General features: G+C 55.5%; 11 protein-coding genes. 4 read left to right on the plus strand and 7 right to left on the minus strand.

All coding sequences use genetic code 11. The features are described from left to right. Window positions 1-248 precede the first annotated feature (248 nt). Window positions 249-419 (plus strand): hypothetical protein, encoded by a 171-nt coding sequence (locus ABD971_RS32940; RefSeq protein WP_339936095.1) that lies wholly within the window; start codon window positions 249-251, stop codon window positions 417-419. 42 nt (window positions 420-461) lie between these two features. Here ABD971_RS32940 and ABD971_RS32945 read toward each other — a convergent pair whose 3' ends face one another. From ABD971_RS32945 to ABD971_RS32960, 4 genes are all read right to left on the minus strand, one after another. Then, the gene (locus ABD971_RS32945) at window positions 462-1,439 is read right to left on the minus strand and encodes a tetratricopeptide repeat protein (protein WP_345327919.1); all 978 of its coding nucleotides are present in this window, start codon (window positions 1,437-1,439) and stop codon (window positions 462-464) included. Window positions 1,440-1,612: 173 nt separating this feature from the next. Then, entirely contained in the window at window positions 1,613-4,951 is a 3,339-nt protein-coding gene (locus tag ABD971_RS32950) for an efflux RND transporter permease subunit (protein ID WP_345327920.1), read from the minus strand. Window positions 4,952-4,976: 25 nt separating this feature from the next. Continuing rightward, window positions 4,977-6,104, minus strand: coding sequence for an efflux RND transporter periplasmic adaptor subunit (locus ABD971_RS32955; protein WP_339936100.1), 1,128 nt, complete (start codon window positions 6,102-6,104; stop codon window positions 4,977-4,979). A 43-nt stretch (window positions 6,105-6,147) separates the two neighbouring features. After that, window positions 6,148-6,699, minus strand: a complete 552-nt coding sequence (locus ABD971_RS32960) for a rhodanese-like domain-containing protein (RefSeq protein ID WP_345327921.1) — start codon at window positions 6,697-6,699, stop codon at window positions 6,148-6,150. Between the two features lie 105 nt (window positions 6,700-6,804). Between ABD971_RS32960 and ABD971_RS32965 the strand changes: the two genes are divergently transcribed. After that, entirely contained in the window at window positions 6,805-7,131 is a 327-nt protein-coding gene (locus ABD971_RS32965; protein ID WP_345327922.1) for a hypothetical protein, read from the plus strand. A 90-nt stretch (window positions 7,132-7,221) separates the two neighbouring features. Here the strand turns inward: ABD971_RS32965 and ABD971_RS32970 are convergent, their stop codons facing one another. After that, the gene (locus ABD971_RS32970; RefSeq protein WP_345327923.1) at window positions 7,222-8,187 is read right to left on the minus strand and encodes a YdcF family protein; all 966 of its coding nucleotides are present in this window, start codon (window positions 8,185-8,187) and stop codon (window positions 7,222-7,224) included. A 378-nt stretch (window positions 8,188-8,565) separates the two neighbouring features. On the opposite strand from ABD971_RS32970, the gene ypfJ reads away from it, so the two are divergent. Both ypfJ and ABD971_RS32980 read left to right on the plus strand, forming a co-directional pair. Then, entirely contained in the window at window positions 8,566-9,426 is an 861-nt protein-coding gene (gene ypfJ, locus ABD971_RS32975) for a KPN_02809 family neutral zinc metallopeptidase (protein ID WP_345327924.1), read from the plus strand. 3 nt (window positions 9,427-9,429) lie between these two features. Then, window positions 9,430-9,654, plus strand: a complete 225-nt coding sequence (locus ABD971_RS32980; RefSeq protein WP_339936108.1) for a SlyX family protein — start codon at window positions 9,430-9,432, stop codon at window positions 9,652-9,654. 25 nt (window positions 9,655-9,679) lie between these two features. Here ABD971_RS32980 and hemG read toward each other — a convergent pair whose 3' ends face one another. After that, complete coding sequence (gene hemG, locus ABD971_RS32985; protein WP_345327925.1) at window positions 9,680-11,086, minus strand: protoporphyrinogen oxidase; 1,407 nt, start codon at window positions 11,084-11,086, stop codon at window positions 9,680-9,682. Window positions 11,087-11,155: 69 nt separating this feature from the next. Next, entirely contained in the window at window positions 11,156-12,679 is a 1,524-nt protein-coding gene (locus ABD971_RS32990; RefSeq protein WP_345327926.1) for a hypothetical protein, read from the minus strand. Between the last annotated feature and the right edge of the window lie 126 nt (window positions 12,680-12,805).

Raw genomic sequence — 12,805 nt, forward strand, 5'->3', positions numbered from 1 at the left:
ATCCACCGAACCTCTGCAAGTCACCTTTGCCAAGAACTTTGGCTTGCCAATCTCGCTTGCGGACCGGCTGTGACGATTAAACCAATCATGCTGGAATTCATCGGACAATGCAAGCTGGGTTGGCCACTTTTTTTGCTGGCGACCGCGAAGAAAACCTAGGGTTGGGCAGCGATTTTATTTCTTGAGAATCCTGTTTTCTCAAATCGCTGATACCACTGCTTCTGACGTCCGCCACAGGGCTAGTCCAAATGATGACCGAACTACTGCTTGCATTCTCTTTTGGTGATTGGTTCCGGGATGCCTCCTACGAACTCAGCTATTACTTCAGCCACATGAACAAAACCCAGTGGGGGATCGTCTCCGCCTGTTCAGTGGCCTTTGGTTTTCTTTGTCTCAAGGGAACGGGCATTAATCGCTAGGTGCGGCCGAAATCGATTCATGTGCGTACCGCTGCCGCAAACTTACTCGGCTACGGCGGCCCGTGCGTCATCGAGCGATTTCTGCGTGCGGGACTTGTAGCCTTCGATCGTCGTTTTTTGGACAGCGATTTCATAATGTGGGATGGCCTTGTCGGGCATCTGGAATTCGATGTAGAGGTCGCCCATATGACGATGGAAGAAATGGGCAAGCGAATCGTTGCGTGATTCGGCGGGCAACTTTTCCGCCCGCTTCACCATCTCTAACGCCTCGTCTCGGTTGCCCGCCTTGAGCCATGCGTTGGCAGCTTCTTTCAGATTCCAACTCTTCGTTGCGGTGTCTAGCTCCGCACATTCTTGATACGTCTGTGCCGCCTTTGCGTATTCTTTGCCACGGAGATACTCTCGCGCCAAATTTCCTTTCTGAATTTCCATGCGGGTGGCGGCGGCAATCGCTTGCTGTGAACCTGGCTCGGGCGTTTCCGCCTGCGGACTGATTTCCTGTAACAGCTCCATTAATTCAATCGTTCGTTTGGGATCTCGCCGCAATCGCGAGTAGAGTTCCGAAAGGATGTAGACCGTCGGTTCATCCTTCGGTTCTGCGTCGAGCTTTTTTTCGTAGCGGGTAACGAGCGCATCCAGCTGGCCGCGGTTGTAGGCGAAGGACACAAAACTGGAACGCGTCAACGAGCGTTCGTAAGCTTTCTTTGAGTGCCGAATGATGAATTCGGCGGAATCACGAAACGGCTCAAATTCAGGGATGTCGCGATACACTCGCAACAAGGCCTGATGATATTTGACGCGGAGTTCGTCGTTTTTTGCCAGCGAGAGTGCGGCTTCGAGCGGTCCACGCGCTTCGGATTTTTTATTCGCGTTTAAAAATGCGGCTCCTACCAAGTACGCATCCTCCGCCGACTCGAACGAGGATGGGGCATCCTCAGCTCTCGATGACAGCGGAGAAGCGAAGAGGGTTGTCGCCAACAAGCCCAAGGCCACAAACGGGTTCGGCAAGGAGACATTCATTGGAGGTTTTCCAGAGTTTTAACTCAGAGGAGGTGATCATGGCATCAACCGACTATTCTAGACCCGTCTGAACGTCATTGCCACAAACCGGGGGAGTGACAGCGACGCGGAAGAGAATTCGAGATCAGCGACGCGATGATTTCCTCGGTTCCTGCACACTGGACGCGTGAATGTCAGTGGTCGGTGATCGTCGAAGGTTGATTGCGATACAGCAGCCAATACGACGCGGGAATCACCACCAACGTGAACAGCGTCGACGTCAGCATCCCAAAAATGATGGCCCAGGCGAGTCCCGAGAAGACGGGATCGAGCGTGATCACTCCGTTGGCAAGCAGCGTGGTGCCTGCGGTCAGCAGGATCGGACGGGTGCGAACGGCGACGCTGCGAATGATCGATTCGCGAAGATCATGCCCTTCGGCCTGTGCCAGGTGAATGAAATCGATCAAGACAACGGAGTTTCGCACCACGATTCCCGCTAACGCAATCATCCCGATCATCGCCGTCGCGGTGAAAAAGACAGGATTGGGATGTCCGCCGACTCCGACATCCGTGATCCAGTTCAAAATCCAAAACCCAGGCATGATGCCGATCATGGTCAGCGGGATCGCCGTCATGATTAATACCGGCAGCATCCGCGATCCGGTTTGGAACATCAGGATTATGAAGATCCCCAGCAGCGCGGCGCCAAACGCTAACCCCAGATCACGGAACACATCGAGGGTGATTTTCCACTCGCCTTCGCCCGCCCAATTGACGGTATAGCCAGCGGGAATCGACCACGGCACGTTGCCACCGAGCGAAATCCACGAGCGTTCGGCCAGCGGTTTAGGCGTCGCAGCAGCGAGTTGATTTTGATTTGTACGGACGATGTTTTCGACCGATTGGTTGACGACCGTACTGTCCCACTGGACATCCAGGATCGCGTCAGCCGGAGGACGGCCCGCGACCTCGGCGTAGACAAAGACGACGCGTTTAAGATTTTTGTGATAGATCGTCTTCTCTTCATCGACCATTTTGAATTGTCCGAGCGATCCAAGCTGAACGCTTTGCCCGGCGCTACCTTGAACGTAGATCTCTTCGAGATCGTCAATGGCGGATCGATTCTTGCGGGGCAGTTTCAGCTCGATCCACAGCGGTTCGACTTCACTCGGTACATGCATCACGGTGGCCTTGTAACCGCTCAATACTGCCGCGACGGTATCGGCAATCGCCTTGGTGGAAATTCCTGATAGCGCCGCCTTGGCTTTGTCGGTTTCAAACACGTAACGCAGCGAGTCGTCTTCGGCGCTGACATCCAGATCCACCACGCCGGGTTCCGCCGCCAATCGGGCTTTGACCGTCCGAGCGACTGCGATTTGGTCATCGTAGCTGCCTTCGGGTGGTCCATAGACCTCGGCTGTAATCGATGCCAATACCGGCGGCCCCGGCGGTACCTCGACCAATTTCAGATTCGCCCCCAGCGACGTTCCTAGTTCGGTCACTTCGTCGCGAATCCGCAGCAAGATTTCGTGTGACTGTTGGACGCGAAAGTCTTTGCCAATCAAATTGACGCGAATGTCCGCCACGTTCGCTCCTTGACGCAAGAAGTAGTGACGCACCATGCCATTAAAATCCATCGGCGATGCCACTCCGACAAAAACCTCGTAGTCACGCACTTCGGCAAGTCCGCCTAGGTAGCGGCCAATCCGCCGAGCGACAACGTCGGTGCGTTCAAGCGTCGTTCCCTCGGGCATGTCGATCACGATTTGAAATTCGTTTTTGTTGTCATACGGCAACATCTTGACGGGGACAAAACGAAACACCGGCAGCAGTAACGCTGCGACAAACAATGCGGCAATCGCGACAAGCACTCCCACGGCATAGATGGTTTTGCTCAGGATCGGAGTCAAAACGGCCCGGCTGGTTCGGTACAGCGGACGCTGGGAAAGATCAAATCCATCACTGCGGACATCCCCCTCTTCGAAATGTTTTAGCGATACCAGTGCCAACCACGGCGTGATTACAAATGCAACCAGCGTCGAGATCGTGACTGTCAGCGGAACGTTCAGTGCCATCGGTCCCATGTACGGTCCCATCATGCCGGTGATAAACGCCAATGGCAAAAAACTGGCGATGATCGCAAGCGTCGACAGGATCAACGCTGGCCGCACCTCTTGCACCGCACGCAGCACCGATTGGCGAGGCGGCAAAATCTTCATCGCAAAGTAACGGGCGATGTTTTCGACATCGGTGATCGGGTCGTCCACAAGCAATCCCAACGCCAAGATCAGTGCGAACATCGTGACGCGATTGATTGAATAGCCCACCATCAAATTGACAAACAATGTCAAACTATAGCAGACCGGAATCGCCAGCGCGATCACAATCGCAGGCCGCCATCCCATCACCAATCCGATCAAACCGACCACGGTCAAGACGGCGACCAACAAGCCTTCGATAAGTTCGTTGACCTTTTCGTTCGCGGTTTCGCCATAGTCGCGTGTGATGCGGGCATGCACCCCGCGAGGCAAATGGGATCGCGACAACGATTCAATTTTCTCGTGAACCGCCTCCGCCACACGCACCGCGTTGGTCCCTTTGCGTTTGGCTACCGAGATGTTGACGGCGGGATAAACCGCTTCGACATTACCACGTTCCTGGTCGGCAGGACCAAAGCCGATCCAGCTATAGCTTTCTGCTTCGGCAGGCCCGTCAATGACCGTGGCGACATTCTTCAGATAGACCGGTCGATCGCTGGCTACATTGACAACAAGGTTTTCAAGCTCGTCGAGCGATCGAAAGAAGGTGCCTGTTTCAACCGCAAAGAGTTTGTCCTGTTGTTCGAAACTGCCGTTGCGGATGGTGACGTTGCCGGCTTGTAACGCATTGGCGACTTGAAGTGGTGAAGTGCGATGCGCGGCGAGTCGCTGAGCGTCAATCCGGACATAAACCCGACGCGGTCGTCCGCCCACGACTTCGACCCGATTGGTGTTGGGAATCGCCTGCAGTTCGTGCTGGATTTCTTCGGCGATCCGTCTCAGTTCATGATCTCCGTAACGATCGCTGCGCTCGGACCACAGCGTGGCGATTACGATCGGGACATCGTCGACTTCGATTGGTTTGATCACCCAAGACTGGACCGTTGGTGGGATCAGATCGGTCGACGAATTGATCTTGTTATAAAGTTTGACGAGAGAATCTTCGCGATCTTCGCCCACGTAGAAACGCACCGTCACGATCGCTTGTCCCGTCTTGCTCATCGAATAGACATATTCGACTCCATCAATTTGGTAGAGCAGTTTTTCGATTCGGTCGGTGACTTGCCGTTCCACTTCTTCGGCCGACAATCCCGGTGCTGAAACAAAGACGTCCGCCATCGGAACGACGATTTGAGGCTCTTCTTCGCGGGGCGTTAGCCAAAGCGAGGCCGCACCGAGCAGCAGCGAGATGACGATCAACATGATCGCGACATCGCCGCGAAGAAAGACTTCGACGATTCGAGTTAAGAAAGGCGTTTTCGCGTCATCGTTCATTCGTCACGATTCCTAGAAGCAGATTTCACTCGATGTTCGTTTCGGCCGGGGTGGGAAGTGCAGACTCTCGGTGTAGAATCACGCGTTCACCGGCTTTCAATCCGCTCAGCACTTCGTGACGTCCGGGCATTCCCATCTGACCGCTTTTGATCAAGCGGCGTTCGACGACACCATCGGGAAGCACGACGTCGACGAAGTCCAGTTGGCCCATCTGCACAATCGCATCATCGGCGAGACATAAATGTCGCCGCTGGCCCGTTGGAATTCGTAATCGCCCAAACATTCCTTCATAAAGTTCGTTGGACTTTGGCAAATTCGCCTTGACCAAAAAGGATCGGCTGGGGGCATCGGCTTGCGGCACAATCTCGTCAATCGTGACTGGGAATTCTTGGTCCAAGGCGTCGACATAGACTTTCATCTCGTCGCCCAGATGCATCTTTACTGCGAGACTTTCCTGAACCGGGGTTTCGAGCCGGAGCGAGGTTTCGTCATAGAGCACAAGCAACGGTTCGCCTGGTTTGGCGACGTCGCCGGGTTCGGCAAGTCGGTCGACAATGCGTCCGCTTTTCGAAGCGATGATCTTGGTGTACGACAGCTGGACGGCCGATTCCGAGACCGCTTGTCGCGCTCGACTCTCTTCGGCCTCGGCCACCTGCAGATCCCGCAGTGCCAAGTCTTGATCCGATGGCGAAGCGGCATTTTGTTTTTTGAGCGACTCGACACGCTCGAATTGTTTCTCCGCTTGAGCACGGCGTGCGATCGCCGCTTCAAGACTTTGTTTGGCTTGATCCAATCGCGACTGAAACTCTTTGCTTTCCAGCTGAATCAATTCCTGGCCTTCGACGACTTGCTCGCCCGCTGTCACCCTGATTTCATCGATGGTCGCCAGCAATTTGGACGAGACCACCGTTCGGCTTGATGCCTTCAGTGTTCCGACCGCTTCTTCGATCGTTTGCTTGCGAATCTCGTGAACAACATCGGTGGGCTCGCCGGCATACTGCTGATCCCCGCGTGCGTTCCAGTCCGGAGCGATCTTCGTTTCGAACATGCCCGATAACCAAGCGATCGTCAGCACCAACAACACCAGTCCGGCAACCATCGCGAGCACGCGAGTGGAATTGGAAATGAGTTTGGGGATCCATGCAGTCTTCATGTGTCATCTCGCCTAGCGACCCAATGTTTTGAAACCACAACGTTTATGAACCACAACACGATTGATCGTTCTTCACTTGATTCCAGGGCATTTTGGCAAGCATCATGCCCATCAAACAGCTATCCAGGATCCCTGCCCCCGCCAAGCCGGCACCCATGATGGCTGCGATGACGGCAAAGTAGGGCGACACGGTGATCGCCAAGATGCCGCTGATCAATACGATCGTGCCTGCGACGATGCGGACTTGCCGTTCCAGTGAGACGCCTTTTTTACCGCGAACCACCGGATAACCCGCGGCATCCCAAGCCATCGTGCCTCCGTCTACATTGACAACGTTGGTGTAGCCGGCGTCGATCAGTTTCTGGCATGCCTTTGCACCCCGAGCTCCTGATTTGCAGATGACATAAAGCGTTTTCGCAGGATCACGTTGGCTCATCAAATCCGCAGGATCGAGCGAATCAAGCGGCACGTTACGCGCGATCAACGCACGCACTTCACGAAATTCCAGCGGCGTGCGAACATCGACTAAATCGATCTCGCCTCGCGCATCCAGCATCGCAAGCTCATCAACCGTGACCGTTTTGAAGTCAGACATCTTTATTCCATCCTGCAATCTTGAATGAGGAATTCTGCTTCGCGAGAAAACATCGCAAGCAAACGTTGAGCCATTTGCAATTCGGTTGCCATCGATCAGCAAGTCATGACGCTTGGCCAATCATGGCTCGCCGCAGCGCTTTCGTTGCCGGGATTCGCGGATCGAGCAAACGCCGATTCCACGACGCCCCAATATGTCTGTTCAATATATCGTGACATTGCGATATGTCAATCCATTGAATCTTGGTGGAACGATCGATTAGGCCGTCACGACGCTGATCGAGACATATCGCACACCGCGACTGTAAACGCTCAGGTGGCGGCAGAGCGGCAAGGGGCAGAGCGGCGAGGGCGAGAGGGCGAGGGCGAGGGCGGCGAGGGCGAGGGCGGCGAGGGCGGCGAGGGCGAGGGCGGCGAGGAACCGCTCCGCTAGAAAAGCCACCCGGTTCGTGCGAAAGTAGATGACATGGAGCGCAAGACCCTACGCCGCTACGAAAGAAGATGATGCCGTGGGGGCGTTTTGTTAGCGGTTAACCAAGCGGGCGAGTCGCTCTTTGAGGGCACGCCCGAAACTGTCCATGGCGCCGGGGCTGGGGATCAGTTCTTTGGGCGAGAATTCGTAATCGGCGCCGGTCTCATAACCACAGGGCAGTGGAACGAATTTTAGATCACGCTCGGCGGCCAATCGCATGGCACGTTTCATATGCGATGCACTGGTGACCAAGCCCACTTTTCCGTCGCGTGGAAAACCTGCGGGAGGCGAAGCAAAGAAGGCTTCTAAGTTCTTCATCTCTTGAGATGTATTGTCGCCGGGGGATTCATAGATCTTGTCGCTCGGGACGCCGATCGATTCAAGCATCATGCGACCTGCTTCGGCGGGCTGAATTCTTCCTAGCGAGGAACCACCGGTGCAAATCACAGCCTGGGTATGGCCGGCGTGCCAAAGCTGGGCCGTATACATGATGCGTTGACCGGCAATCCCAAGCTCGGGAACCTCGTCATAGGCAATGGTGATCCCGCCGCCAAGCACCACGACGCAGCGAAGCGGTTCGGACAAGGTGTCCAGTGGGGTGCGTGGTGGTTCGAGCCCATTCATGCTGGCATCAGCGACGTCTCCGTTGCCTGTAATCGAAATCAACGCGAATAGGATGGCAAAGACGATTCCAAAACGCGGGGCACCTCGACGAAAACAGAGCAGACTGGCGACCAACGTGAACGTCCAAAGGATTCCGAGCGGCATCACCAATGCGGTCGCACAACGATCCGCCGACCCTTTGTCATTCTGAATCCACGTCCACATCACCATGAAAATGTCAATTGCGGCGCCCCATGCAATTCCCGTCAGTACAATGCGAGCTGTCCACACGCGGTCTGGTGACGAGGGGCCTTCGGCGGAAACGCCAGCGGGCTCGGGGCTCGGCGCGTGGACGGCTGGATCGTTGGGGGCTGGGTCGTTGGGGGCTGGGTCGTTGGGGGCTGGGTGATTCATGAGTTGCCAAAAATAGCAGGCGATATAAATAAGGGATGCAAGTATTGGAAAAGCAAAGAGGCGGGTTCTTGGGCGAAAATTCGCGTTTATCCGATTGCTGGTGACGCCACGTCACATTCCGTTGATTGCCGAATTGGCCAAGCCGACTTGGCCAAGCTAGATTGGCTCGAAAAATGCTTCTATGACACGCGTCCGGCATCGAAGAATTTTTACGGTGATACAAATCCCGTTGAAACCTGGCGAATTCGCCGCTGCGGGCTTGGGCAGCTGAAACAGTCTAATCGAACGTGTCGGCTTGAAAATGTTGGTTCTTTTGTTGTCGATGTTGGCAATCGACTTTGGGATTCAATCGGCTTTCTAATTCATAGGAGTGAAGGTATGCGATGGCGTGGACGTCGGCAGAGTGACAACGTCGAAGATCGTCGGGGGATGAGCGGACCGGTGGTGGCTGGCGGCGGTGCGGGAGTTTTGATCCTGGCGCTGATCGTCGCACTGTTGGGAGGAGACCCGCGGCAAGTATTGCAGCAACCGCAGCAGGTGCCTGGGGCGCGAATTGGGCAAGCCAATGGGAATCGTGAACTAACGCCAGCGGAAAGGGAGGCGGGTGACTTTGCCAAAACCATTCTTGCCGATAGCGAGGATGTGTGGACGCACTTGTTCCGCACTCAGCTGGGACGCGAGTATGTCCCGCCGACTCTCGTCTTGTTTAGTGGCCAAGTGCGTTCGGCGTGTGGCGGTGCGACCGCGGAATCGGGGCCCTTCTACTGTCCGGCCGACCGCAAGGTTTATCTGGACACCTCTTTCTTTGCTCAGTTGTCGGACCAATTAGGGGCTCCTGGCGATTTTGCCCAGGCCTATGTGATTGCTCATGAGGTCGGTCACCATGTACAAAACCTGCTGGGTTACACCGATCAAGTCCAGCAGGTCCGGCGGACTCGCAGTGAAACCGAGGCGAATCAAGCTTCGGTGCAACTCGAATTGCAGGCCGACTTTCTCGCCGGCTGCATGCTGCATCACTTACAAAAGCAAAAGCAGGTGATTGAGGAAGGGGATATCGAAGAGGGCTTGCGTGCTGCGGCAGCGATTGGGGATGACCGGTTACAGAAGCGAAGCCGAGGATACGTCGACGTCGAATCGTTCACGCATGGATCGAGTGAACAGCGACTGCGATGGTTTCGTCTTGGGCTGCAAACAGGCGATCTCCGTCAAGGCGATACGTTTAACACGAAAGATTTATAGGGTATGGCGAACGAAACTAACTTGGAACAACGTGTGATTGAACTTGAGATCAAGATCACGCATATGCAGCACGCTTACGACCAATTGAATGAAGTCGTCACTGAACAGGCGATGCGGCAAGACCGCTTGCAAGCGGTGCTGAAGGCGATGAAGGAGAAAATGGACGATCTGAAGGCGACTAAGGAACCGGCTCAGGATCCGTTGGATGAAAAACCACCCCATTATTAAGAGCGTCCGGCTCGGGGACGTTGGATTAGCCGATTTGGTTGGCGAGTTTTTGGGCGGCGGCGATCACCGGAGCGATACCGACCCCGTCGAGCGCGTTGCTGATCAGGTGAATTCCGGGGGCGGTCGCGATCGATTCGCGGATTCGCTGCACTCGTTCGACATGGCCAAGCGTGTACTGAGGCATCGCGTTGTTCCAGCGAACGACGCGAGTGACGACGGGAATACCACCGAGCCCAATCAGATCGGCCAACTCACCGCGGGCGATATCCACCAGGGTTTCGTCGTCATGTTCGAGCAGTTCGGGTTGCAGTGTCCCCCCGATAAAGACTCGCACGATGACGTGGTCTTGCGGAGCACGTCCGGCAAATTTCTCGCTGGCGAAGCTGGCTGCCAAGATTCTTCGCTTCTCGATCGGAGGCACGACAAAGCCGAACATGCGACGTTTTTCGGCAATATCCTCGCGGCGAACCGCCATCACGACAATCGCTGTCGACGAGGACTTGATTGACGAAAGCTCCGCCGCAGCGGCGGGAGCGATGTTTAGTAACAACTGTGAACTGATCCGCGACGGGGTTGCCAGGACCACGTTGCGGTACAGCCCCGAGCCTCCTTGGGTATCCCGGACCAACCAGCGGTCATCAAGCCGCTGGATCGACTGAACCCCACATTGCAAATGAACGGTTCCGACCGGCAGCGATTCGCTGAGCAGTTGGGGCAGTTCGATCATTCCGCCTGGGAAGGCCCGGAATTGTTCATAACGAGCTCCGGCGCTGCTGCGTTCGACCGAATCTTGTCCTGATTTGCGACGTGCAAGGGTTGCCCGTGTCAACGAACCGTACTGACTCTCCATGTCGACGAATGCCTTCATTGTCGCGTTCATGCTGAGCGTTTCGACATCGGCCGTGTAGATGCCGGCGACCAAAGGGCCCACGATTCGCTGTAGCACTTCGTTTCCGAGCCGACGACGGACAAAACTAGCCACGCTTTCGTCATCCAGCTTGGTTCGTTTGGGGACGCTTGCTTCAGCGGCCATTCGCAACTTGCCACGCAGCGACAGCAGTCCCGTCGTCAGCATCGGCAGCATCTTGGTCGCCCGCATCAACACGAAGCCATCCGGCAGCGGTTTTAACTTGCCGCGATGGACAATCATCGCGCCACGGCCGGTTTGATTGGGCAGGATCAAGCGTTCTTCCGCCCCCAATTTCCGGCACAAATCGATGGCCGCCGGAGGGTTTAACGCGAACATGTCCGCGCCATGATCGAGCACAAAATCATCGATTCGCTCGGTATGAATCACCCCGCCTACGCGGTTGGACGACTCGAGGAGCACAAGTTTTCGATCGGGATTTTTCAGATGCAGATGGACGGCCGTGGCGAGTCCTGACAAACCGCCACCGATAATCGCAACGGTTGATTCAGTTTCTTCAGACACGCCTGGCAGAATTCCGATCGAGAGAGTTTCGTTTGCAGCGGCGAGGGCCAATTGCTGGGGCGACCCTTATTACGGTGCGTCCGAGTTGTACTGCATTTCCATTTCTTCGCGATACTGGTCGTCCGGATAACCGTCGCTACCGCCGGATCGCGGGGAACTGGATGATTTAGCGGGCTGCCATGGATTGGAGATTCCCGAAGAATTTCCGGCAAGTCCCCCTAACACCGACGCAAAGGTTTGAGCTTGCTGGAAAACGGTTTCCATCGCTTTGTGAAACTCTTCGGCATTGCTTGCCGCGGCGAGTGTGTCGATGGTGGGCTGCAGCATCGATCCCACCGCAGTGATCGCGGGCGAATCTACCAACGACATCAATCCCGAGGTGGCTACCTGTTCTTTTTTCGATGCCACTGATTCTGTCCAGTTTTCGGACAGCGACTTTGGAACCCAGTACCCGTCCACTCGGACCATGTCGACGATCACTGAACGGCCGTTTTGCGTGATTTTGATTTTGGCATCATTGGATTCCGGCTTGACTTGTTCGGCGGGTTCCGGCTTCGCGGGTGATTCGCCGGGGGGCCCCTCTTCGCTCGACATCTCGGCCATTTCAATGCTGGATTCGGATCCAGGGCCATAGTCTGGGTCTGATCCATAACCAGGTTCTTGCCCGTATTCGCCGTACGAATTCTGTTTGCTCGCATCGTACTCTTCAAACGTCGCAGTCGGAGGTGGCAAGATGCTGTTGAGTGCGTATAGATGCGGTGCGACGGCGCGGTCACGCTCGACCAACCAATCTCGCAACTGCATCGAATCGAGCTTTTCAGGCGTGAGGGCTGCCGGATCGAGCGTCGTTCGGATCGCCCCGGCTGCACTCAGGATCAGCGTGCTCAAGGTTTCTCGGGTGTTGGAGTCCAGCATTTTCATTCGTGGATGGCTGAAGATCCAGTTCTGATGCGTGACAACAAGATCGGCTGCTTTGTAAAGGGGGCCGATGGTGGAATCAAGACTCGCCGCGTCCATGTTTTTCGCACCTGCTTTGACGACCCCATCAAGGTCGGCGCGATATTTAGGTGGCAACGAGTCGAAGTAGGCCAACAATAAATGCCCTGACGCGGCTTGATCTCGCAGATGCTGTAGCGTTTCGATCGCAGACGCACCATTATCCAACGGTCGATAGTCCGGCGCGGCCGCAGGTTGCGGAAGCGGGGTCGGCGCGGGGGCAGCCGCCTCGGCCGCTTGCGCCTTGAGCTCGCTGACCAATTCAGCGCGATGCGTTTGGATGGTCTCGTTTACTTTGTTGGCGTGAATCCGGCTGTCGCTAATCAGGTTGATCAAAGGAACCGAGACGCGTCGGCCATCGGTCATTTTCAAGATCGCATTGCCTTCCCAGATCCCCAGTAGTTCGGCGTCCACGCTGTGGTTGCCTCGCAATGCGGTCCACGTTTCGGCTCGAAGCGAACTTGGTGAGAATGGCAGCGCCGACAAGATCGCCGACAGTGGTAGGACCAAGGACGCACCACGGGCGGGGATGCGTAAGCGGGACACTCGGTCCGCAGCGGAACGGGTGGCAGCAAGCAGCAATTGGGGGAATTGCATGGAACGCTCGTCTAATAAAACGTCAAAGAAACGGTCAACAAAAACAACGTCATTGAAAAATATTCAGTTTGCGCTGCGATTTGAAGCCAAGTTATCAAGACTCGGCCCATAAATAACTATTATATT

Origin of the sequence: Novipirellula rosea, from assembly GCF_039541335.1 — a bacterium.
In the GTDB taxonomy this organism is placed as follows: domain Bacteria; phylum Planctomycetota; class Planctomycetia; order Pirellulales; family Pirellulaceae; genus Novipirellula; species Novipirellula rosea.